Raw genomic sequence first — 22731 nt, forward strand, 5'->3', positions numbered from 1 at the left:
TTACAGGGACTTTCGGGCTACGCCGCGGCGGCCCGCGCGCGGCGCCGCCGCTCGTACAGCGCGATGCCGATCGCGACCCCCACGCCCACGCTCAGCGCCGCCGCCGTGATCGGCACCGCCGGCTTCTCGCGCAGCCGCCGGCCCGCCGGCACCGGGTGCCGGAACTCCAGGATCGGCCACCCCTGCTCCACCGCCGTGCGCCGCAACAGCCGGTCCGGGTTCACCGCCGTCGGGTGCCCCACGCACTCCAGCAGCGGCAGGTCACTGCTCGAATCCGAGTACGCGTAGCAGTCGCGCAGGTCGTACCCGCGCTCCTTCGCCATCGCCGTGACGCCCTCGACCTTGTTCGGCCCGGCCGCGTAGAACTCCACCTCGCCCGAGTACCGCCCGTCGACGATGCCCATCCGCGTGGCGATCACGTCCGTCACCCCGAGCAGCACCCCGATCGGCCGGACCATCTCCTCGCCGGACGCCGACACCAGCACCACGTCCCGCCCGGCGGCCTGGTGCTCGCCGATCAGGATCGCGGCCTCCGCGTACACGTACGGGTTGATCAGCTCGTGCAGGGTCTCCGCCACGATCTGGCTGACCTGCTCGACCGGCCAGCCCCGGCACAGCGCGGCCAGGTAGTCGCGGGTGCGCGCCATCGTCTGCTCGTCCGTGCCACCCAGCCGGAACATCAGCTGGGCGTACGCCGACTTCACCACGTCGCGCCGGGTGATCAGGCCGTCCTTGTAGAACGGACGGCCGAACGCCAGGGCACTGGACTTGGCGATGACGGTCTTGTCGAGGTCGAAGAACGCGGCACTGGGGCCCACGCCGCGAAAGTGTAGCCGCAGGACGCTCGCGACACGGCCCGCGACCTGCGCGGACACCTGCCCGAACGGTCGCGTTGCGTGGCTGTTCATGGGCACAGAGTGGTGAACGGCGTGTCGTGGGCCTCGACGTCCGCAATGGGCTCAGGCATGCTTGAGTTACGACACGCATTCACGTTGCCGTGTCCACGAGGCCCTCGGTGGTCGCACCCCCCGTGACCACCGGGCGAATCCGGCTCGACCCCCCCGGAGCCGGATTCACAGACGACCCCCGTCATCCCCCCGACGGGGGTCGTCCCCCACTCCGGCCCGGACGGGCTGCGCGCCGCGGGCGCCGAGCCGCCCGGGCACGTCGCCGCGGAGCCGGACCCGCTGGCGGTCCTCCGGTGGGCCGGCGCCGCGGGCGGGACCGAGCTGACGATCGTGGCCGAGGAGCGGCTGTGCGTGCTCGAACTGCGGGCCGTGCGGTCCGCGACGCCGACGCCGGGGGGTCACGACGTGCTGCGGGCGGCGCGGGCGGCGGGTGTGCCGGTCGCCGTCGTCAGCAACAACTCCGGTGGGGCGATCGAGGCGTACCTGACGGCGCACGGCCTGCGCGAGCATGTCGGCGCGGTCGTCGGCCGGCCGTGGGCGCGGCCGGAGCTGATGAAGCCCGACCCGGGGGTCGTGCTGGCGGCGGTGCGGGCCGTCGGCGGGGACGCCGCGGCCTGCGTGCTGGTCGGGGACTCGGCGAGCGACATCGCGGCGGCGCGGGCGGCCGGGGTGCGGGTCGTGGGGCACGCGAACCGATCGCGGAAGGTCGTGCCGTTCGCCGTCGCCGACGCGGTGGTCACGACGATGGCGGACGTGGCGGGCGCGCTGGCCGAGGCCGCCCGGCGTCGCGGCCGTGGTGCGCCCGCGGCTCGGTGAGCCGCGGGCGCCTCGGGCAGCCGGGTCAGGGCCTCGATCCGAAGACCTGCGTCCAGTACAGGGTGCCGTCGGACGACTTCGCCACGCCGACCCCGATGTCCTCGTAGTCGCACTCGAGGATGTTGGCCTTGTGGCCGGCGCTGCCCATCCAGCCGGCCACCACGCTCGTCGCGCTGGTGTATCCGGCGGCGACGTTCTCCGCGAGGCCGTTCCAGCGGTAGCCCTCCGCGGTGACGCGGTCGCCCATGTCGGCCTCGCCGGGCAGGCGGTGGGACATCTTGTCGTGGACGGCCTGCAAATCGGAGTGCTTCTGCGCGGCCGCCTGCAGCCCGGGGTCGGCGGTCAGCGCCGGGCAGGCGGGGTCGGCCTTGGCCCGCTCGGCGTTGGTCAGGCGGGTCACCTCGGCGATGACCGCCGCGTCGCCGGCCGGCGGGGTGACGGGCGGCTGGGTGGGCGGCTGCGTCGTGGTCGGCGGCGGGGGCGGCGGGGTGGTGCCGTCGCCGGGCAGCGTCCACGTCTGGTTGGCGGCCCCGGTGCAGGTCCAGATGATCAGGCGGGTGCCGTTCGCGGAGTTGTGGCCGCTGGCGTCGAGGCACTTGCCGGACTGGGGGTTGACCAGGCTGCCCTCGCCGGCGGTCCACTTCTGCGCCCCGGTGCCGTTGCAGTCGTACAGCTGCACGAGGGTGCCGTCGGCGGTGCCGCTGCGGTTCACGTCGAGGCACTTGCCGAGGGCGCGGATGCTGTCGTCGGAGTTTCCGACCGTCCAGTTCTGGGCGCCGGTGCCGTTGCAGGTGTAGAGCTGGATGGCCGTGCCGTTGGCGGTGCGGGCGCCGGACACGTCGACGCACTGGCCGGCGAGGCCGGTGATGCGGCCGGCGGTGGCCGCCATGGCGTTGGTGACACCGAGCACGCCCAGGGCGCCGACGACGGCGCTGCAGACCAGGATCGCGAGGGTTCTGGGCCGCACGCGGCGCCGGGGCTCGGGTGTGGCAGTCATGGGGATTCCTCAGTTCGCGCTGTCGACGGCGCCGGTGGGGGAGACGCCTGGCGGAGACGTGCAGCGTGAACTTAGACCGCCGGTGGGGCTTATGGCCGGTTGAGGGATCGAAGTTAAGCGACTCCTAAGAGGCCGGGCGGCGGGTCAGCACCTGCGGGCCGGAGGGCGTGACGGCGACCGTGTGTTCGGAGTGGGCGGTGCGCGAGCCGTCGGCGGAGCGGATCGTCCAGCCGTCCTTGTCGTACGTGATCTTGTCGGTGGACTGGCACAGCCAGGGCTCGATGGCGATGGTGAGGCCGGGGGTGAGTTTCATGCCGCGGCCGGGGCGGCCGTCGTTGGAGACGTGCGGGGCCTCGTGCATGGTGCGGCCGATGCCGTGGCCGCCGAACTCGCCGTTGACCGAGTAGCCGTAGGAGTGGGCGACGGCGCCGATCGCGGCGGACACGTCGTCGAGGCGGCCGCCGGGCTGGGCGGCGGCGATGCCGGCCTCCAGGGCGACCTCGGTGGCCTCGATGAGCTTCAGGTCGGCCGGGTCCGGGGTGCCCACGACGAACGACAGGGCCGAGTCGGCGACCCAGCCGTCGATGCCGAGGGCCATGTCGATGCTGAGCAGGTCGCCGTCGCGCAGGACGTAGTCGTGCGGCAGCCCGTGCAGGACGGCGTCGTTGACCGACAGGCACAGCACGTTGCGGAACGGGCCGCGGCCGAACGACGGGGAGTAGTCCCAGTAGCAGGACTCGGCGCCGCGCTGCTTGATGCGGTCCCGCGCGTGGTGTTCGAGGTCCAGCAGGTTGACGCCGACCGCGGCGAGGCCGTTCAGCTCGGCGAGCAGCTCGCCGACGAACTGGCCGGCCACGGCCATCCGGCCGATCTCCTCGGCGCTCTTGAGCTCGATCACGACAGCCTCCCTCTCCATGTGCGGTATTTTTATACCACGCCGGATCGGACGTCCCGGAGGGCTATCCTGCTCGCATGGTGCGCCAACCACTGACCGCCGAGCAGATCGCCGCGGGCCGGCGCCTCGGCACCGCGCTGCGGGCCGCCCGGGCCGGGCGCAGCCTCGTCGAGGTCGCCCTGGCGGCGGGCATCTCGCCCGAGACGCTGCGCAAGATCGAGGCGGGACGCCTGCCCGCGCCGGCGTTCGGCACGGTGGTCTGCCTCAGCCAGGCCCTCGACGTCCCGCTCGGCGACCTGGCCGACGTGTGGCTGGCCGACATGCGCACCCGCCAGGCGTCGTAGCGGGCGGCACCCGTGCGTCCGCCGCCGACCGTCCGGCCCGCCCGGGTCGGCGACGTCGCGCGGATGGCGGCCGTGATCGTGCGGTGCTGGCGGGAGACGTACCGGGGGGTCGTGCCGGACGCCGTCCTCGACGACCCGGGCTTCGAGGCCGCCCGGCGGCGGTTCTGGACCGCCGCGCTGACCGACGAGCGGTACCGGGCGAACCGGGTGGCCGTCGCCGAGCGGGACGGCGAGGTGGTCGGCGTCGCCATGTCGGGCCCGCCGCTGGACGCCGGGGCGACGTGGACCCGGCAGCTGTACGTCCTCTACGTGCTGGCGGCCCACCACGGCACCGGCGCCGGGCCCGCGCTGCTGGCGGCGGTCGTCGAGCCCGGTGAGCCGGTGGCGCTGTGGGTGGCCGACCCCAATCCGCGCGCCCAGGCCTTCTACCGCAGGCACGGGTTCGTCGCCGACGGCGCCGTGCAGGTCGAGGACGGGGTGCGCGAGATCCGGATGGTCAGGACTCCGGCAGCTCGCGCATCGTCGCGATCGGGCTGAACAGCACCCACAGCGTGCCGGCGACCGCGCCGATCGTGGCGATCCACAGGGCCGGCAGCACGCCCAGCGCCGTGCCCAGCGCGCCGCCGATCAGGGCGCCGATCGGCCGGATGCCGTAGTTGACCGTGCGCTTGGCGCCCTGCACCAGGGCCAGCATGGAGTCCGGGGTGGCGGCGGTCTGGATGGAGCCCGCCGTGATGTCCAGCATCATCACGCCGAGCGCGGACAGGAACTCCGAGATCAGCAGCAGCGTGAGGACGACCGGCATGGACGTGCCGTCGGCGAGCGGGACGAGGATCAGCGGGGCCGGGAAGACGACGAACCCGGCGACCAGCGTCGGGCCGATGCCGAACCGGCGCGCGACGCGGCTCGTGACGACCGCGCCGAGCAGGCCGCCGACGGAGCCCGCGCCGATGATGATGCCCAGGGTGCCGGGGGTGACGCCGAGGTCGGTGGTCACGTACAGCACGAACAGCGCGGCGAAGATGTAGTTGAAGAGGTTGAGCGTCGTGGTGCCGAGCAGCAGCGAGCGCAGGACGGCGGAGCGCACCACGAAGCGCAGCCCGGCGCCCAGGCCGAGGCCCTCGCGGGTCTCGACGGGGCGCTCGACCGGCTTGATGCGGGTGAGGAACAGGGCCGAGGCCAGATAGGACAGCACGTCGGCGAGCAGCGCGACCGGGGCGGTGAGCCACTGCACCAGGACGCCGCCGACGCTGGGCCCGGCCACGTACGACATGGCCCGGCTGCCGTTGACGAGGCTGTTGGCGTCGACGTAGTCGGGGCGGCGCACCAGCGACACGAACAGGCTGCTGTGCGCCACCTCGAAGAACATGGCCAGGGTGCCGGCGGCGAACGCGAACACGTACAGGTACGGCAGCGTGAGCAGGTCGGCCCAGGCGAGCAGCGGCACCGACAGCAGCAGGGCGGCGCGGCCCAGGTCGGCGGCGATCATGATGTGCCGCTTGTGCGGGAACCGGTCGACCCAGGCGCCCGCGATGAGCGAGAACACCAGGTTGGGGACGAGCGCGGCGGCCGTCAGGTAGCCCATCTCGGCGGGGCCGGCGCCGACCGTGAGCACCGCGAGCAGCGGGATGGCGAGCAGGGTGATCTGGTCGCCGAACATCGAGACGGTCTGCGCGGACCAGTAGCGCCGGAACGTGGTCTCGCGCAGCAGCCGGGGCACGAGGCGCCGCCGGCCGGGCGGCGTGAGCGTGTCAGTCACGGGGTGCCTCCACGGGGAACGTCAGCTCGACGGCGAGCACGGCGCGGGCGCCGGCGGGCCGGGCGGCCGGGTCGGTCTGCCGGTGGTCGTAGCGGGCGTACAGCGCGTCGATCTGGTCGTTGAGCTCGATGAGCTCGTCGGCGGTGACGTGCAGGACGCGGTCGCCGAAGCCGGCGGCCATGCGCCACTCGGTGGGCTCGGCGCCGCGGCGGGTCAGGTACTCCTCGGCGCGGCGCACGTAGTTGGCCAGGATGACGGCGTTGAGCTGGTCGGTCGCGGCGCGCATCTCCGGGTCGGGGGAGTCGTCGGCCCAGCTGGTGGACTGGGCGGTGGCCCGCCAGGGGCGTTCCCGGCCGTCGCCGGCGGGGGAGCGCTCGGCGAGGCCGTACTTGGCGAGCTGGCGCAGGTGGAACGAGCAGTTGGCGACGGCCTCGCCCAGCTCGGCGGCCGCCTGGGTGGCGGTCATAGGGCCCTCGCGGCGCAGCAGGCCGATGAGGCTCATCCGCAGGGGGTGCGCGTAGGCGCGCAGCGAGCGGGGGTCGGTCAGCTTCACCTGGCTCAGGGACATACCCTAGAGCATGCTTTAGAAAGAAAGCTTTAGCAAGATGTCTTTAGGATGTCGTCGGTGATCGCCCGCAGCCGCGGCAGGAACGCGCGCACGGCCGCCACCCGGGCCGCCAGGTCGCCCGCCGACCGGATCCCCAGGTCGGCCAGGCAGGCGGCGAGCGCCGGGCCGGCCGCCCCGCCGCCGGCCTGCGCGCAGCGCGCGAACGTCACCGCGATCCAGAACATCGCCTCCCGGTGCAGGCCGGCGTCCACCAGCTCCCGGCTGCCGTCGATCGCCACCGGCCGCGCCGCCGCCGTCAGGTCCGCGAGGAACGGCAGCGGCGCCGCCGGCGGCCCGGCCCGCAGTGCCTCCGCCGTGGCGTCGAACACCGGCGCCAGCGCGGCCAGGTGCGCGCGCACCCGGTCCGCGCCCGGGTCGCCGCCGTCCAGCAGCCGCAGCAGCGCCGCGTACTCCGGCGCGGTCAGGACCTCCCGGGCGGCCGCGTACCGGGTGCGGATCGTCGGGTTGCGGCCCGCCGCCGCGAGCGCCGCGTGGGCGGTCACCCCTGTGCCGAACAGCCACGCCTGCACGCGCACCGCCCACGGCCGGTCCGCCGCGGCACCCGCCAGGTGCCGCTCGATCGTCGCGAGGGCGTCGTCGCGGCGCAGGCCGCGGGTCGCCGCGAAGCCCGCCGCCACCGCGGCGTGCAGGGCGCGCAGCTCGCCGCGCGGGTCGTCGAGGATCGCGCCCGCCCGCAGCGAGGGCGCCAGATGGTACGAGGCCAGCGCGGCCGCCGGGGCCGGCAGCGGCACGTGGCTGACGTCGAGCAGCACGCCGCCGTGGCGGAACTTGCCCGGGCCGCCCGGCGCGTCCGTGACCACCTTGACGTCGAGGTCGGAGGTCGCGGGCAGCGCCGCGCCGTCCGGGCGGCCCGCCGCCGAACCCGTAACGTACGCCCCCGCGTAGCCGGGCAGCGACCGCGCGTGGTCGCGCACCCAGGCCGCGGCGACGGCCCGCGCCGCCCCGACGGTCCCCCACGCAGGGTCCACGCTGGACACGGAATTGTTCATCGTTGTGACGCCTTTCCGGCATTGCCGACTTCACGCCTGGGCCGAACGGCCGCCCGTCGCTACTATCCCCGGGCGGGCACACAGGAGACCTTCAGGCTGGGGCGATGGGGCAGGACAGGGGATACGTGGGCCTGGTGCGTGCGCGTCTGTTCGACCAACTCGACCAGACGGGCACAGACCGGCCGGCGCTGGTCGTGGCACCGGCGGGCTTCGGGAAGACGACGCTGCTCGCCCAGTACGCGCACCGGCACGACGGACCGGTGGTGACGTACCACGCCGACGCGATGGACGCCGCGCACGGCGACACCGCCGTGCGCCTCGTCGAGGCCGTGCGCGCCGCCGCGCGCCGCGCCAAGGCCGACACCGCCGGCTGGCCGGACGCCCGCCGCGACGACGCCGCCGACCGCGCCGAGGCGCGGGCCGCCGTCGCCGCCGCCCGCGACCCCGCCACCGCCGTCACCGAGGCCATGGCCGCCGCCGCCGAACGCGCCGGCGGGCTGCTGGTCACCCTCGACAACCTCGACCAGCTCACCGGTACGCCCGGCGAGCAGGTCGTCTCCCACGTGCTGGCCCGGCGCCCGCGCGGCGTGCAGCTCGTCCTCGGCACCCGGCGCATGCCGCGGCTCAACCTGCTGCGCCACGAACTCGCCGGCGAGACCGCCCTCGTCGGCCCCGACGACCTGCGGCTGCGCCGGTGGGAGGTGGAACGCCTGCTCGACGAGGTGTACGGCGAGCCGCTGCCCGCCGACGGCGTCGCCCTGCTCACCCGGCGCACCGGCGGCTGGCCCGCCGCGCTCGCCCTGTTCCACCTCGCCACCCGCGGCCGACCGCTCGTCGACCGGTACAAGGCGGCCGCGTCGCCGTTCGCCCGGTGGCCCGCGTTCCGGCAGTACTTCGCCGACACCGTGCTCGCCGGCGTCGCCCCGCACATCGTCGACTTCCTGCTGCGCACCTGCCCGTACGAGCGGCTCACCGCCGAACGCTGCGCCAAGGTGTCCGACCTGGACCCCGCCCTGCTCGACGACCTCGCCCAGGTGCACGCCCTGCCCGTGACCGGACGCGGCGACACGTACCGGTACGAGACCGCCTTCCGGGGCTTCCTGGAGGCCCTGCACGCCGAGCGGCTGGGCGGGCCGTCGCTCAACGAGGCGCACCGGCGGGCCGGCGAGCTGCTGCTGGCCGAGGAGGCGTACCCGGAGGCCGCCCGGGCGTTCGCGCGCGCCGGCGACTGGACCCAGCTGCAGCTCCTGCTCGCCGAGCACGGCCGCGCCGCCGTCGAGCCGCCCACCGCCGAACTCATCGAGCTGGTCCCCGAGCACCTGCGCCGCGACGAACCCTGGTTCGCCTACGCCGAGGCCGTGCAGCACCTGCTGGACGCGCAGCTGCAGGACTCGTACGAGGACTTCGACCGGGCCGCCCGGCTGTTCGGCGAGGGCCGCTGGCACCGGGCCAGCACCCGGCAGAAGCTCGGCGTCGGCGCGCTCGTCGCGCCCCGCCCGCCGCGCGGCGTGAAACTGCACTGGACCGGCTGGCTGCGCATCGCCGTCGGCCCGCACGCCGTCGAGTCGATCCGCGACGCCGAGCTGGCGCCCGCCGAGTCCGAACTCATCCGGCTCGTCGCCGGCATCTTCGGCGGCGGCGTCCCCGAAGGCATCACCCGCGACACCCGCGAGGCGCGGATGGGCCGCGGCGACTCGCTCGTCGCCGTCCTCGGCCTGCACATGGTGCGCACCGCCATCGAGGTCACCCGCGGCCGCGCCTCCACCCTCGCCCTGGAACGCGTCGCCGACGAGGCCGACCAGCTCGGCCTCGGCTGGGTCGCCCGGCTCGCGCTGGCCTGCCGGGCCCTGGGCGGCGGCACCTACAGCGCCGCCGACGCCTACGCCGTCGCCGCCGAGAGCCGCCGCGCCGGCGACCGCTGGGGCTACCTGCTCACCACCGCCGTCGGCAGCATCTCCGAGATCCGCACCGGGCGCATCGACCCCGACCGGCTCACCGCGCTCGCCGCCGAGGCCCGCGAACTCGCCGCCGACGCCATCGCCGAATGGGCGCTGGCGTTCATCGCCCTCGGCCAGGCCCGCCGCGGCGAACCCGGCGCCGCCGCCCTCGCCCGGGAGGCCGTCGAACGCGCCGAGAAGGCCGGGGTGCCCGGCGCCGCCGTCGTCGCCACCCTCGCCCTGTCCGTCACCGACCCGGTGCGCCGCCCGTCGCTGCTGCGCGAGGCCGCCGTGCGCGCCGAGGCCGCCGGCCTCGCCCCGGCCGTGGTGCAGTTCTGGCACTCCACGTACGCGGCGCAGGTCGTCGCCCAGCCCGCCCCCGTGGTGACCATCCACTGCTTCGGCGGCTTCCGCATGGAGATCGCCGGGCGCCCGCTCGACCTGTCCGCGGTGCGCCCCCGCGCCCGCAGCGCCCTGCGCCTGCTGGCCATGCGGGCCGGCCGGTACGTGCACCGCGAGGTGCTCATCGAGGCGCTCTGGTCCGACCTCGCGCCCGCCGCCGCCACCCGCAACCTCCAGGTCACCATCTCCGCCCTGCGCGGCCTGCTCGAACCCGCCAGCGGCCGCGGCAAGGCCCAGCTGCTCGTCCGCTCCGGCGACGCCTACGGCCTGGTCCTGCCGCCCGGCGCGTACGCCGACACCGCCGCCTTCACCGAGGCCGTGCAACGCTGGCAGCAGATGCGCCGCGGCGGCACCTTCGCCGCCGAGGTCGACGCCATGCGGGCCGCGCTGGCCGCGTACGGCGGCGACCTGCTGCCCGAGGAGGGCCCGGCGGACTGGGCGGTCGAGGCCCGCGAGGAGTTCCGCAACGACGCCACCCGCGTCGCCCGCGAACTCGCCACCGCCGAACTGTCGCAGGGGCACGTCGCCGAGGCGGTGCGCGCCGCCGAGCAGTGCATCGCCCTCGACCCGCACGACGACGAGGCGTGGCAGGTGCTGTTGCGCGCGTACGCCCGCAGCGCCACCCCGGCCAAGGCCGCCGACGCCCGGCGCCGCTACGCCGACATGCTCGCGGGTCTCGGCGTCACGGGGCCTACCCCTCAGCAGCTGGACGGGATTCCTCGGCAGTTGCGGCGGCACGACTGATCTTCGGGGTCCGCTCCGGGTTCGTGGGTGGGCCGGGTTCGGGGGGTGGGGTGGCCCACTCCGGGCGGTCAGGCTTGATCCCTGCGTGGACCACCCCACCCCCCGAACCCTCGGTCCGCCGGCGGCCGCCGGGTGGGAAGGAAGGGCTGTCCGGCCCGGCGCTGCGGGACTGGGTGGCCCGGCCGCCTGCTCGCGCGGGGTCGTACCCGCGGACCGGGTGTCGCCGTCGGACAGAGGGCGTGGGGGCGGGGTGACCCACGGAGGGATCAAGCCTGACCGCCCGGAGTGGGGCACCCCGCCCCCACGACCGGCCCCCGACGGGCAGGAGGCGACTCAGCCGGTCGTGTACCAGGCGGCCGTCGACGGGGGCAGCGTGCCGTCGTCGGGGAGGGGGGCGCTGGAGAGCAGGACAGTGGCGGTGCGCAGCGGGGCCGGGACGGGGGCGTGGTCGGTGCCGGTGTTGACGGCGCAGGCGAAGCCCGGGGTGCGGGTGAAGGCCAGGACCTCGTCGGTGGTGGGGAGCCAGGTGAGGGTGCCGTCGCCCAGGGCGGGGGTGGTGCGGCGCAGGTGCAGGGCGGCGCGGTAGAGGGTGAGCATCGAGTCCGGGTCGGCGTGCTGGCGGTCCGCCGTCAGGTCCGCCCACTCGGCGGGCTGGGGGAGCCAGCTGGCGGTGCCGGGGCCGAAGCCGTACGACGGGGTGGTGCCGGACCACGGGATGGGGACACGGCAGCCGTCGCGGCCGATCTCCTGGCCGGCCGTGCGGTGGTAGGTGGGGTCCTGGCGCAGCTCGCCCGGCAGGTCGACGACCTCGGGCAGGCCCAGTTCCTCGCCCTGGTAGACGTAGGCGCCGCCGGGCAGGGCCAGCATCAGCAGGGCGGCCGCCCGGGCCCGCCGGACGCCGGTGTCGCCGCCGCCGTAGCGGGTGACGTGGCGGACCACATCGTGGTTGGACAGCACCCAGGTGGCGGGCGCGCCGACCGTCGCGTGGGACTCCAGGGTGCGGTCGACGGCGGCGCGCAGGGCGGCGGCGTCCCACGGGGCCAGCAGGAACGCGAAGTTGAACGCGGTGTGCAGCTCGTCCGGGCGCAGGTACAGCACCAGCCGGTCGAAGCTCTGCACCCACACCTCGGCGACGAACGCCCGGTCGCCCGGGTAGGAGTCGGTGACGCGCCGCCACGCCCGGTAGACGTCGTGGACCTCGTCGACGTCCCAGTGCGGGTGCCCCTCGACCGCCTGCCCGGAGGTGGCGTGGTGCTCGCCCAGGTCGGGCATCTCCGGGTCCTTCGCCAGGCCGTGCGCGACGTCGATGCGGAAGCCGTCGACGCCCCGGTCCAGCCAGAACCGCAGGATCGACTCGAACTCGGCGCGCACCTCGTCGTTCGTCCAGTCGAGGTCGGGCTGTTGCGGGGCGAACAGGTGCAGGTACCACTGGCCGGGGGTGCCGTCGGGTTCGGTGACGCGGGTCCAGGCGCGGCCGCCGAAGTTGCTCATCCAGTTGTTCGGCGGCTCGGAGCCGTCCGGGCCGGCGCCGTCGCGGAAGATGTACCGGGCGCGGGCCGGGCTGCCGGGCGGCGCCGCCAGCGCCTCCCGGAACCAGGCGTGCTCGTGCGACGTGTGGTTGGGCACCAGGTCGATGATCACCCGGATGCCCAGCTCGTGGGCCTGGGCGAGGAGCGCGTCCGCGTCGGCGAGGGTGCCGAACCGGGGGTCGACGTCGCGGTAGTCCGCCACGTCGTACCCGGCGTCGGCCTGCGGCGACGGGTAGAACGGGCTGAGCCACACGGCGTCGACCCCGAGGTCGCGCAGGTACGGCAGGCGGGACCGGATGCCCGGCAGGTCGCCGATCCCGTCGCCGTCGGAGTCGGCGAAGCTGCGCGGGTAGATCTGGTAGATCACGGCATGGCGCCACCACGGTCCGCCGGTGGAGGCCATGGTCAGCGGACCGCCGCGACCAGGTTCTTGCCGCTCGCCGCGTCGAACACCTGCACCTTGGACGTGTCGTACCAGAGCCGGGCCGTCCGGCCGCGCTGCACCTGCGCCGCCGCGTCCAGCCGGGCGGTGACGTCGACGCCGCCGCTGTGCAGCTCGTTGCCGGTGTCCTTGGCCAGGTCGTCGAGGTCCTGCGAGTGGGCCACGTCGCCCTTCATCGTGAAGTACGCGTACACGTCGGAGCCCATGGCCTCGACGATGTCGATCGGGGCGTCGAACGTGGCGCCGGGCTTGTCGCCGACGAGCGAGGCGTCCTCGAAGTGCTCGGGGCGGATGCCGATGATGACCTCGCCGGTGGAGCCGGCCCCGTCGAGCGACTGCCGCACCCGGTCGGGCAGCCGCGCCTCGCCGAGCGCGGTGACGACGGTGCCGCCGCCGCGCAGCTGGCCGGGGAAGAAGTTCATCGACGGGCTGCCGATGAAGCCGGCCACGAACAGGTTGGCGGGGTGGGCGTACAGGTGGGCGGGGGTGCCGACCTGCTGGACGATGCCGGCGCGCATGACGACGACCCGGTCGCCGAGGGTCATCGCCTCGGTCTGGTCGTGGGTGACGTAGAGGGTGGTGGTGCCGAGGTTCTTCTGGATGCGGGAGATCTGGGTGCGCATCTGCACCCGGAGCTTGGCGTCCAGGTTGGACAGCGGCTCGTCCATGAGGAACGCCTTGGGGTTGCGCACGATGGCGCGGCCCATGGCGACGCGCTGGCGCTGGCCGCCGGACAGGTTGGCGGGCTTGCGGTCCAGGTGCTGGCTGAGTTCCAGCAGCTCGGCGGCCTCGCCCACCTTCTTGCGGATGGTCTCCTTGTCGACGCCGGCGAGCCGCAGCGGGAAGCCCATGTTGTCGCCGACGGTCATGTGCGGGTAGAGCGCGTAGGACTGGAACACCATGGCGATGTCGCGGTCCTTGGGCGCCTTGTCGTTCACCACCTGGCCGTCGATGATCAGCTTGCCGGCGGTGATGTCCTCCAGCCCGGCGACCATGTTGAGGGTGGTGGACTTCCCGCAGCCGGACGGGCCCACCAGGATGATGAACTCGCCGTCGGCGATCTCGAGGTTGAAGTCGTCGACGGCGAGGGCGCCGTCGGGGTAGCGCTTGACCACATGGTCCAGAACGATCTCGGCCACGTCAGCTCCTCTGCTGGTTCGGCGGGTCGGTCAGCCCTTGACGGCACCCGAGGTGAGCCCGGCGACGATCCGCCGCTGGAAGACCAGTACGAAGATCACGATGGGGATGGTGATGACCACGGCGGCGGCCGCGATCGGTCCGGTCGGCTTCTCGAAGGTGGTGGCGCCGGTGAAGTAGCTCATCGCGGCGGGCACGGTGCGGGCCGCCGACGTGGAGGTCAGCGACAGGGCGAACAGGAAGTCGTTCCAGCACGAGATGAACACGAGGATCGCCGTGGTGAACACGCCCGGCATGGCGAGCGGCGTGATGACCCGCCGGAACGCCTGGTACGGGGTGGCGCCGTCCATCTTGGCGGCCTTCTCCAGGTCCCACGGGATCTCCCGGAAGAACGCGGACAGGGTGTAGATCGCCAGCGGCAGCGCGAACGCGATGTACGGGATGATCAGGCCGGGCCAGGTGTCGAACAGCCCGAGCGCCGTCTCGATCTTGAACAGCGGGGTGACGAGCGCGATCTGCGGGAACATCGACACGAGCAGCGCGGTGGCCACGATCGTCTTCTTGCCCGGGAAGTCGAGCCGGGCGATGGCGTACGCGGCCATCGTGCCGAACACGATGGCGATGAGCGTGGCGATGATGCAGATGCCGATCGAGTTGGCGAGGGCGCGCAGGAAGTCCGAGTTGGAGAAGATCGCCGAGTAGCTCTCGGTCGACGGCGACGTGGGCAGGTAGTTGCCGTCGTTGAGCGTCGCGTCGTCCTTCAGCGACAGCGAGACGATCCAGACCACGGGGACGAACGCGTACAGCAGGACGACGGTGTTGACGCCCCACCACATGAGCTTGCGGTTCCTGGTCTCCGGCTGCATGGCTACCGCTTCCCTCCGGCGTCGGCCCCGGGCGCTGCCGCCCCGAAGAGCTTGATGAACGCGAACGCGATGAGGCCGGTGGTGAGGAAGATCAGCACCGACATCGCCGACCCGATGCCGAGGTTGAGCCCCCGGATCAGGTTGCTGTAGGCGACCATGGAGACCGAGCTGGTCTGGTTGGACCCGCTGGTCAGGATGAAGATGTTGTCGAACACCCGGAACGCGTCGAGGGTGCGGAACAGCAGCGCCACGAGGATGGCCGGCTTGATGAGCGGCACGGTCACCAGCCAGAAGCGCTTCCACGCGCTGGCGCCGTCCATCGAGGCGGCCTTGAGCAGGTCCTCCGGCACCAGGGCCAGGCCGGCCATGAGCAGCAGGGCCATGAACGGCACGGTCTTCCACACCTCGGCCAGGATGATGATCCAGATCGAGGGCCAGAACTCGGTGAGCGGCGCGGACGTCTCGGGGGCGAGCCACCCGAGGCCCTGGGTCCAGGCGAAGCGCCAGGAGAACGCCGCCACCACGGTGACGATCGCGTACGGCACCAGCGCCGAGGTGCGCACCAGCCCGCGCCCGACGAGCGTGCGGTGCATGACGATGGCGAGCCCCATGCCGAGGATCAGTTCGAAGGTGGCGCCGACGATCGTGATGAGCATCGTGACGCCGAACGCCGTCCACCAGATCGGGCTGGACAGCACGGTGATGTAGTTGTCGAGGAAGATGAACTCGTTGTCGTCGGGCCGGCGCAGGTCGGCCTTGTTGAGCGACAGCCAGAACGCGTACAGGATCGGGTACGCGGCGACGGCGAGCATGATGACCACGGCGGGCGCCACGAGCATCAGGCCCAGTTTGCGCTCGGCCTTCTTCGCGTCGCTATGCCGCTGCTGGGCGATCTGGACGGTGCCGTCGTCGGCGACGTCCTCGATGGCCTGCGCGGCCGCGGAGGTCGGGGTGGCGGTCACGGCACGATCCCCTTGCCGTCGATGGCGTCCTGGATCGCGTCGCGCAGCTCGTCCGCCGACGCCTGCGGGTCGATGTCGCCTGGGGGCGACAGCGTGGTGGACACGATGGTCGAGATGTTCTGGTACACCGGCGACACCGGTCGCGGCACGGCGGTCTCCAGCTCGGTGAGCATGACGTCGGCCATCGGGTACGCCTCCTTGAACTCCGGCAGTTCGAAGACCGTGGCGAGCGCCGGCACGTCGCCCGCGTCGAGGGCGGCGCTGAGCGCGTTCTTCTCGTTGCGCAGGCACATCGCGGCCTCGAACGCCTCGTCCGGGTGCTTGCTGTAGGTGCTGATCGCGTAGTTCATGCCGCCGAGGGTCACCCGGGGAGCGCTGCCGTCGACCGAGGGGTACGGCGCGTAACCGAGGTCGTCGACGAGGTCCGGGTTGGCCTCGCGCATGGCGCTGAGCACGTACGGCCAGTTGAGCGAGAACGCGGACCGGCCGGCCTGCAGGTCGGCGAACACCTCGGGCTCCTGGGCGTTCGACAGCGACGAGCTGGTGAGGCCGGAGGTGGCGAGCCGCTGGAGCATCGTCAGGGCCTGCACGGTCTTGTCGTCGATCGTGGGGGCCGTGCTGTCCTCGTTGACCAGCGTGCCGCCGTAGGCGGTGATGAGGTTGTTGACGTTGACGACGTAGCCCTCGTACTGGGCGGCGGTGAGGCCGATCTCGTACGGCTTGCCCTCGGCCTTGAGCTGCTGGGCCATCGAGATCATCTCGTCGAACGTCTTGGGCGGGGTCGGGACGAGCGACTTGCGGTACCACAGCAGCTGGACGTTGGTGGTGCGCGGGATGCCGTAGAGCTTGTCCTCCCACGTCGCCGTGTCGATGGGCGGCTGCAGGGTGTCCGCGGTGGCCTGGGTCTTCTGCTCGCCGGTCAGCTCGCGGATCCACTTGGCCTCGGCGAACTCGGCGGTCCAGGTGACGTCCATGCCGAGCAGGTCCATGCCGTCGTCCTTGGCGGCGAGCCGGCGGACGAACTGGTCGCGCTGGCTGTCGGCGTCGCTGGGGGTCAGGTTGCCGACGATGGTGTACCGGCCGCCCGCCTGCTGGTTGCAGTCGGCGATGACCTTGTCGAAGCCGACGCCGCTGGCGCCGCCGTACAGGTTGATGACCGTGCCCTCGGGGCCGCTGGAGCAGGCGGCGAGCGTGGACATGAGCGCCGCCAGGCCGGCTGCGGCGGCCCAGCGCGAGGGCCGCCGTCCACCCCCGGTCCGTCGTCGAATCAGCATCGATTCCTCCGTCCGAGGGTGATCTTGAAGTGAGCTACGTCACACCCTGAGGACGACAGTGCCAGATTCGAGCCGTGCGCGCGAGAGGGCCGTTGCGTCGAAGTTGGCAGATCAACCGATCTGCACGGTGCCCGCTCCCTGGATGGTGCAGGTGGGCGCCGGCGCCGGGTCGTTGCAGGTCTGGACGCTGTCGCCGACCCGGGCCGCCGGCTTGCCGTTGATCAGCACGGTCTGGCTGCCCAGCAGCACCGTGCCCTGGTTCGTCGGCGGGATCTGGAACGGGCCGTTCGGGGCGACGTGCGGCGGGTTGTTCGTCGCCGTGCTGCCCACCACCGCGGCCGGCTGCCCGTCGATCAGCACGTCGGTGCTGCACCCGCCGGTGATCGTGCCGGCGAACGGCAGCGGCGTCGGCGTCGGCACCGGGCCGCCGGGCGACGGCACCAGCACGATGTGCGTGTCCGTCCCGGTCACCAGGTCGCCCATCTTCGCGCCGAACGGCACCGCTCAGTCCTCCTCGACGATGCGCGACCCCGACCAGCCCTTCGGGGCGCGGCGCGGCGCGGGCGCCGGCAGCGGACGGCCCGGCGCGGCCACCCCGAGGCTGATCCGGTCCGCGGGCGGCGCGATCTCCCGGACGGGCGCCGGCACCAGGGGCGCGTTCACCACGACGCCCAGCACGGTCCGGTCCGGGTAGGCGACGACCGCCGGGTCCAGCCGCAGCACGACCGGCTGGCCGGCCAGGCCGTCGTCCAGCAGGGCCGGGTCGACGCGCTGCTTCGGGTCCACCACCGTCAGCACCGCGTCGAGCAGCAGCGCCTCGGTGTCCTCGTCCTTCGCGGTGACGGCGACGTGGTAGCGCAGGTCGAACCGGCGGATCGGCGGGCGGCGCGCGGTGACCCGGCCGTCGGCGTCGCGGATGTCCGTCCAGTCGGTGCCCGAACCGGCCTCGTCCTCCCGGACGCCCGCCAGGAACAGGTCCAGCCCCGGCTCGTGCGAGGGCGGGCCGAAGCGGACCGTGCAGCCGGGCGGCAGCAGCGGCGCCAGCAGCGCACGCAGGGCGCGGTTCACCTCGCCGATCACCCGCCCAGCGTGGCCGCGCACCCCCGCCCCGGCCAGGCGGGACGGGGCGGCCACTCGGGCACCGCGCACTGCCCGATAGGGACGCGCTCGCTGCCCCGGCCACCGCCCGACGGCCGGTGTGAAACCGCGGCCGCGCACCGGACGCTGGGACCGCTGACAACAGCGTGAGGGAGGGCCGCATGGCCAGCAGCTACCTGTCGCCCGGCGTCTACGTCGAGGAGGTGTCGTCCGGCTCGCGCCCGATCGAGGCCGCCGGTACGGCCGTCGCCGCGTTCGTCGGGTTCGCCGAGAAGGGGCCGGCGAACCAGCCCACGCTGGTGACCAACTGGACGCAGTACACGCAGGCGTTCGGCGGGTTCATCCCCGGCTCGTACCTCGCCCACGCCGTCTACGGCTACTTCGCCAACGGCGGCGGCAGCGCGTACGTGGTGCGGGTCGGCGGCGAGCAGGCGGCCGAGGCGCCGGTGCTGCGCGCCGAGCTGCCCGCCGCGGCCGAGGACAACCGGGCCGCGTTCGCCGTCCGGGCGCTGCCCGCCGCGAACGGCGGCGCGCCCATCACCGTCGAGGTGCAGCCCGCCGAGGACGAGTCGTTCAACCTGGTCGTGAAGCGGGGCGGCGCCCCGGCGGAGATCTTCGAGGGGCTGACCGTCAAGCGTGGGCCCGCCAACGTCGTCACCGCCGTCAAGACCCGGTCGAAGCTGATCGAGGTCGAGGAGACCAGCCACCGCTCGCTGGCCGTGCCGCGGCAGGGCGAGGTGGCGCTGACCACCGCCGAGCCGCCCGCGATCCGCGTCGCGCCCGACGACTACGTGGGCAACGCCGCCGACCGCACCGGCTTCGCCGGCCTGGAGGCGATCGACGAGATCACCATGCTGAGCGTGCCGGACGTGATGGCGGCCCGCGAGCGCGGCCTCATCGACGACGAGGGCGTCCGCGCCGTGCAGCTCGCCATGATCACCCACTGCGAGCTGATGCGCGACCGCGTCGCCATCCTCGACACCCCGCCGGGCCTGAACGCCCAGCAGGTGAAGAACTGGCGCGCCGAGGCCAACTACGACTCCAAGTACGCGGCCCTCTACTACCCCTGGGTCAAGATCATGGACCCGCTGTCCGGGGCGCCGATGTTCGCGCCGCCCAGCGGCCACATGGCCGGCATCTGGGCCCGCAACGACGCCACCCGCGGCGTGCACAAGGCGCCCGCCAACGAGGTCGTGCGCGGCGCGATCTCGCTGGAGATCAACCTGACCAAGGGCGAGCACGACCAGCTCAACCCGGACGGCGTCAACTGCATCCGGTCGTTCCCCGGCCAGGGCATCCGGGTGTGGGGCGCGCGCACGCTCAGCTCCGACCCGGAGTGGCGCTACCTCAACGTGCGGCGGCTGTTCAACTACGTCGAGAAGTCCATCCTCAACGGCACCAACTGGGTGGTCTTCGAGCCCAACGACCCGAAGCTGTGGGACTCGGTGAAGCGCACCATCACCATGTTCCTGCGCCGGGTGTGGCGCGACGGCGCCCTGTTCGGGCAGACCCCGGCGCAGGCGTTCTTCGTCAAGTGCGACGCCGAGAACAACCCCGCCGAGAACCGCGACGCCGGCATGCTCACCGTCGAGATCGGCATCGCCCCGGTCAAGCCCGCCGAGTTCGTCATCTTCCGCATCAGCCAGTTCGCCGACGGCGCCGGTCTCGAGGAGTAGTAGGACATGCCAGCTGGTCTCGGGGCCGAACAGCCCAACGACGCCCTCACCGCCGCCCGCTTCTCGATCACGATCGACGGGTACGAGATCGCCTCCTTCTCCGAGCTGCAGGGCATCACCACCGAGGTGGAGCCCGTCGACTTCCTGGAGAGCACGGACAAGGAGGTCGTGTTCAAGAAGCTGCCCGGCAAGCGCAAGCCGCCGACGATCGTGCTCAAGCGCGGCAAGAACTCGTCCATGGAACTGTGGGCGTGGCACGAGGCGGTGCTGCAGGGCAACATCGTCGCGGCCCGCAAGAGCTGCTCGCTGATCATGTACAACTACGACGGCGCCCCGGTGGCCCGCTACCACCTCGAGCAGGCGTGGCCGTCCAAGCTGGAGGTCGGCGGGCTCAAGGCCGGCGCGTCCGAGGTGCTCATGGAGACGGTCACGATCGTCTGCGAGAACATCCAGCGGGTGAGCGGATGAGCACCGACGTCGCGCTGCGCACCGAGTACCCGTTCACGCTGCCGCGCGGCTACGTCGACGAGGAGGGTCGCGTCCACCGCGAGGGCGTCATCCGCCTCGCCACCGGCCGCGACGAGATCCTCCCGCAGACCGATCCGCGGGTCCGGCAGAACCCGGCGTACCTGACGATCATCCTGCTCGAGCGCACCGTCACGAAGCTCGGCACGCTGCCCGGCGTCGACACGTTCGTGGTCGAGAACCTGTTCGCCTCGGACCTCGCGTTCCTGCAGGACCTGTACCGGCGGATCAACGGCGAGGGCCACACGGAGGCGGCGGTCAGCTGCCCGTCGTGCGGCCACGACTTCGCCGTCGACGTGGCCGGTGATGCCCCGGGGGGATCGTGACGTACGCGTCCGACCGCCTCTGGCAGGAGGTCGCGTACGTCGCCTACTACCTGCACTGGACGTTCGACCAGATCCTCGATCTGGAGCACGGCGTCCGCGGCAGGGTCATCGACGAGATCGGCAGGATCCACACCGCGCGGGACGAGAAGGGCTGGTGACGTCATGCGCTGGCCCTTCCGCCGCCGCGGCGCCGCCGAGCCCGCCCCGGCCGGCGTCCCGGCCGCCGCGCCCGTCGCCGCGCCCGTCGCCGCGCCCGTCGCCGCGCCCGTCGCGCCGCCCGGTGCGCCGCGCCGGGCGTGGCAGGCGCTGCCGCCGCTGACGCCCGTCGTCGGGCCGCCCACCCTGCTCACCCCCGCCGGGCTGCCGCGGGTCAGCGGCACCCGGTCGCTGCTGCACCGGCCCGCCGCCGGGCCGCCGGAGACCCCCGCCGGGCTGGTCGAGGGGCTCGCCGACACGCTGCCGGCCCTGGACCTCGGCGGCGCCGCCGAACCCCTGCCCGCGCCCGCGCCGCCGCGCCGGGTCACCCCGGTCGAGCGGCCGGCGGCGCCGCCGTCGCTCACCCACGCCACCGACGAGTACGTGGGCCCCGCCCGCGAACCCGCCGAGCCGCACCGGGCGCCCGCCTGGCTGCGGGCGCTGTCCACCGCGCCGGTCATGGACCCGCTGCTGGGCGCGATCCCGTCCATGCCGGCCGCGCCACCGCCGCCGCCCGCGCCCGCCGCACCGCCGCGGCCCGCCCCGCGCCCGGCGCAGCCACGGGCCCGCCGCCCGCGCGGCCGCGTCGGCCTGGGCGCGCCGCTGACCGCCGACGAGCACGCCGACCCCGACCCGGGACCGGCGCTCGCCCACCCGCTGACCCCCACCGTGGGCCCCGCCGTGGGCCCGGCCTCGGGGCCCGCCGCCGATCTCTCCGGGGCGCCGGCCGTGCCGGTCCGGCGCCCGGCCGCCGCGCCCCAGACCATGCCGCCGCCTGCTGCGGCCGGCGCGGCCACGCCGGCCACGCCGGCCACGCCGGCCGCGCCCACGGCGGCGTCTACGCCGGCCGCGTCGTCTGTGCCGCCGCGTGTGCCGGACTCCCGGCCGCCCGCGGCCGGCGTGCCGGTCCGGCCCGTCCGGCCCGCCGCGCCGGTGCCGCCCGCCCGGCCGGTGCACCCCGCGCCGCCCGCGCCGCCCGTGGCTCCCGCGCCACCCGTCCCCGTGCGGCCCGCCCGGCCCGCGCCCGCGCAGCTCGCCCGCGACCTCGGCGCGCACCTCGGCGCCGACCTGGCCGCCGTGCCCGTGCACCGGTCGTCCGAGGTGGACGCCCGCGCCGCCGCGCTCGGCGCCGCCGCGTGGGCCGAGAACGACGCCGTGCACCTGCCGGCCGCCGCCGGCCACGTCGACGGCCCGGAGGCGCGCGCCCTGATCGCGCACGAACTCGTGCACGTCGCCCAGCAGCGCACCCTCGGCCCGGCCCTGCCCGACGAGGGCTCCCCGGCCGGCGCCGCCCTGGAGGCGCAGGCCCTCGCCGTCGAGGCGGCCGTGCGCGCCGGCGCGCCCCTGCCCGACCTGACCCACCCGCCGCCGCGCGCCGCCACGGTCAGCACGGCGGCGCCCGGTGCCGCCCCCGCCACGGCGGGGGCGGCCCTGCCCGTCCCCCGGCCGCTGGTGCCCGCGACGGCGCCCGCCGCACAGGCCGCCGTGCCGGGCCGGGTGCAGCGCCGCGCGGCCACCCTGAGCCACCCCAGCGCGCCGGCGGCACCCGCCCCGGCGCCGCCGGCCGAGGCCGCGGCCCCCGCTGCGCCGCCACGCGCGGAGGCCGCGGCCCCGGCCGCCGGCGGTGGCGGCGGTGGCGGCGGCGGTGGGCCGCGGAGCTGGGACGACTTCGCCGGGGTGGTCGCGTCGTCGGCCGGCGGCTTCGTGTTCGACGCGTGGAGCATGGACGACCCGACGCAGCCCGCGTCGTCGCCCGGCGGCCGGCGCACCGGCGGCGGCAGCTTCGCCGGCCCGGGCGGCGGGTCCGGGGCCGGGGGCGCCGAGCGGTTCCAGCAGGCCTACGACGACCGGCTCGCCGCGATCAACGACGAGCGCGCGGCGCGCGGCGAGACCCCGCTGGCCGAGCTGTCCCACGACGAGCAGCAGCGCATCGCCGACCGGACCGGCCACCACGGCGGCCTGCCGCGCGCCGAGCCGATCCGCAGCGCCGCCGAGCTGCGCGCCGCCCTCACCAACGACGTCGTCACCGAGGTCGGCGCCCCGTTCGGGATGGACGTCACGCCGCTGCTGCAGGGCGGGCGGGCCAACCAGGAGGAGGCGGCCCGCGACGGTGTCGAGCGCACCGCCACCGACGCCGGACGCACGCCCGTCGACACCGACGACCTCGACCTGGACGAGATCGCCGGACGGCTCTACGACCGCATCCGCAGCAGGCTCCGCCTGGAACTGCTGCTCGACCGTGAGCGGGCCGGCCTGCTCAGCGACTTCAGGTAGGGGGACCG

Annotated in this window: 22 protein-coding genes; 9 read left to right on the forward strand and 13 right to left on the reverse strand. The window is 74.3% G+C overall.

The window, feature by feature from the left end; genetic code table 11:
* Positions 1-17: 17 nt before the first annotated feature.
* The gene (locus tag Sya03_RS15150; RefSeq protein ID WP_203938927.1) at positions 18-818 is read right to left on the reverse strand and encodes an HAD family hydrolase; all 801 of its coding nucleotides are present in this window, start codon (positions 816-818) and stop codon (positions 18-20) included.
* Positions 819-1238: 420 nt separating this feature from the next.
* Between Sya03_RS15150 and Sya03_RS15155 the strand changes: the two genes are divergently transcribed.
* The gene (locus Sya03_RS15155; RefSeq protein ID WP_239107527.1) at positions 1239-1724 is read left to right on the forward strand and encodes an HAD family hydrolase; all 486 of its coding nucleotides are present in this window, start codon (positions 1239-1241) and stop codon (positions 1722-1724) included.
* Positions 1725-1749: 25 nt separating this feature from the next.
* Here the strand turns inward: Sya03_RS15155 and Sya03_RS15160 are convergent, their stop codons facing one another.
* Complete coding sequence (locus tag Sya03_RS15160; RefSeq protein WP_203938928.1) at positions 1750-2721, reverse strand: CAP domain-containing protein; 972 nt, start codon at positions 2719-2721, stop codon at positions 1750-1752.
* A 124-nt stretch (positions 2722-2845) separates the two neighbouring features.
* A complete protein-coding gene (gene map, locus Sya03_RS15165) occupies positions 2846-3619 on the reverse strand; it encodes a type I methionyl aminopeptidase (RefSeq protein WP_203938929.1) in 774 nt (257 codons plus the stop codon).
* A gap of 74 nt (positions 3620-3693) precedes the next feature.
* Between map and Sya03_RS15170 the strand changes: the two genes are divergently transcribed.
* Entirely contained in the window at positions 3694-3960 is a 267-nt protein-coding gene (locus Sya03_RS15170) for a helix-turn-helix domain-containing protein (protein ID WP_203938930.1), read from the forward strand.
* A 12-nt stretch (positions 3961-3972) separates the two neighbouring features.
* Positions 3973-4497 carry a GNAT family N-acetyltransferase gene (locus Sya03_RS15175; protein WP_239107528.1) on the forward strand — a complete coding sequence of 175 codons (525 nt, stop codon included), beginning with the start codon at positions 3973-3975 and terminating at the stop codon, positions 4495-4497.
* Here Sya03_RS15175 and Sya03_RS15180 read toward each other — a convergent pair.
* Genes Sya03_RS15180 through Sya03_RS15190 form a run of 3 tightly spaced genes read right to left on the reverse strand, consistent with a single transcriptional unit; the run spans position 4457 to position 7336 of the window.
* Positions 4457-5719: an MFS transporter gene (locus tag Sya03_RS15180; protein WP_275411451.1), complete on the reverse strand. Its 1263-nt coding sequence runs from the start codon at positions 5717-5719 to the stop codon at positions 4457-4459. The genes Sya03_RS15175 and Sya03_RS15180 overlap by 41 nt on opposite strands.
* Positions 5712-6287, reverse strand: coding sequence for a helix-turn-helix domain-containing protein (locus tag Sya03_RS15185; protein ID WP_203938931.1), 576 nt, complete (start codon positions 6285-6287; stop codon positions 5712-5714). The genes Sya03_RS15180 and Sya03_RS15185 overlap by 8 nt, the downstream gene beginning before the upstream one ends.
* A gap of 29 nt (positions 6288-6316) precedes the next feature.
* The gene (locus Sya03_RS15190; protein WP_203938932.1) at positions 6317-7336 is read right to left on the reverse strand and encodes a hypothetical protein; all 1020 of its coding nucleotides are present in this window, start codon (positions 7334-7336) and stop codon (positions 6317-6319) included.
* A 134-nt stretch (positions 7337-7470) separates the two neighbouring features.
* Between Sya03_RS15190 and Sya03_RS15195 the strand changes: the two genes are divergently transcribed.
* Complete coding sequence (locus Sya03_RS15195; protein WP_203938933.1) at positions 7471-10419, forward strand: AfsR/SARP family transcriptional regulator; 2949 nt, start codon at positions 7471-7473, stop codon at positions 10417-10419.
* Positions 10420-10752: 333 nt separating this feature from the next.
* Here Sya03_RS15195 and Sya03_RS15200 read toward each other — a convergent pair whose 3' ends face one another.
* The 7 genes from Sya03_RS15200 to Sya03_RS15230 all read right to left on the reverse strand — a co-directional run bounded on the left by Sya03_RS15200 (position 10753) and on the right by Sya03_RS15230 (position 17763).
* A complete protein-coding gene (locus Sya03_RS15200; RefSeq protein WP_203938934.1) occupies positions 10753-12351 on the reverse strand; it encodes a glycoside hydrolase family 13 protein in 1599 nt (532 codons plus the stop codon).
* A gap of 2 nt (positions 12352-12353) precedes the next feature.
* Positions 12354-13529, reverse strand: a complete 1176-nt coding sequence (locus Sya03_RS15205) for an ABC transporter ATP-binding protein (RefSeq protein ID WP_203938935.1) — start codon at positions 13527-13529, stop codon at positions 12354-12356.
* A 30-nt stretch (positions 13530-13559) separates the two neighbouring features.
* Positions 13560-14393: a carbohydrate ABC transporter permease gene (locus Sya03_RS15210; RefSeq protein ID WP_203938936.1), complete on the reverse strand. Its 834-nt coding sequence runs from the start codon at positions 14391-14393 to the stop codon at positions 13560-13562.
* Between the two features lie 2 nt (positions 14394-14395).
* Positions 14396-15355, reverse strand: coding sequence for a carbohydrate ABC transporter permease (locus tag Sya03_RS15215; protein WP_275411452.1), 960 nt, complete (start codon positions 15353-15355; stop codon positions 14396-14398).
* Positions 15352-16629, reverse strand: coding sequence for an ABC transporter substrate-binding protein (locus tag Sya03_RS15220; protein ID WP_203938937.1), 1278 nt, complete (start codon positions 16627-16629; stop codon positions 15352-15354). The genes Sya03_RS15215 and Sya03_RS15220 overlap by 4 nt, the downstream gene beginning before the upstream one ends.
* Before the next feature lie 111 nt (positions 16630-16740).
* Entirely contained in the window at positions 16741-17130 is a 390-nt protein-coding gene (locus Sya03_RS15225) for a PAAR domain-containing protein (protein WP_239107531.1), read from the reverse strand.
* A gap of 3 nt (positions 17131-17133) precedes the next feature.
* The gene (locus Sya03_RS15230; protein ID WP_203938938.1) at positions 17134-17763 is read right to left on the reverse strand and encodes a Pvc16 family protein; all 630 of its coding nucleotides are present in this window, start codon (positions 17761-17763) and stop codon (positions 17134-17136) included.
* 125 nt (positions 17764-17888) lie between these two features.
* Between Sya03_RS15230 and Sya03_RS15235 the strand changes: the two genes are divergently transcribed.
* Genes Sya03_RS15235 through Sya03_RS15255 form a run of 5 tightly spaced genes read left to right on the forward strand, consistent with a single transcriptional unit; the run spans position 17889 to position 22723 of the window.
* The gene (locus Sya03_RS15235; RefSeq protein WP_203938939.1) at positions 17889-19403 is read left to right on the forward strand and encodes a phage tail sheath family protein; all 1515 of its coding nucleotides are present in this window, start codon (positions 17889-17891) and stop codon (positions 19401-19403) included.
* A 6-nt stretch (positions 19404-19409) separates the two neighbouring features.
* The gene (locus tag Sya03_RS15240) at positions 19410-19871 is read left to right on the forward strand and encodes a phage tail protein (RefSeq protein ID WP_203938940.1); all 462 of its coding nucleotides are present in this window, start codon (positions 19410-19412) and stop codon (positions 19869-19871) included.
* Positions 19868-20254 (forward strand): hypothetical protein, encoded by a 387-nt coding sequence (locus tag Sya03_RS15245; protein ID WP_239107534.1) that lies wholly within the window; start codon positions 19868-19870, stop codon positions 20252-20254. Before Sya03_RS15240 ends, Sya03_RS15245 begins: the two co-directional genes overlap by 4 nt.
* On the forward strand, positions 20251-20412 hold the full coding sequence (locus tag Sya03_RS15250) for a DUF6760 family protein (protein WP_203938941.1): 162 nt from the start codon (positions 20251-20253) through the stop codon (positions 20410-20412). Before Sya03_RS15245 ends, Sya03_RS15250 begins: the two co-directional genes overlap by 4 nt.
* Before the next feature lie 4 nt (positions 20413-20416).
* Positions 20417-22723 carry an eCIS core domain-containing protein gene (locus tag Sya03_RS15255; protein WP_203938942.1) on the forward strand — a complete coding sequence of 769 codons (2307 nt, stop codon included), beginning with the start codon at positions 20417-20419 and terminating at the stop codon, positions 22721-22723.
* Positions 22724-22731 lie beyond the last annotated feature (8 nt).

This window comes from Spirilliplanes yamanashiensis (assembly GCF_016863475.1).
In the GTDB taxonomy this organism is placed as follows: Bacteria; Actinomycetota; Actinomycetes; order Mycobacteriales; family Micromonosporaceae; genus Spirilliplanes; species Spirilliplanes yamanashiensis.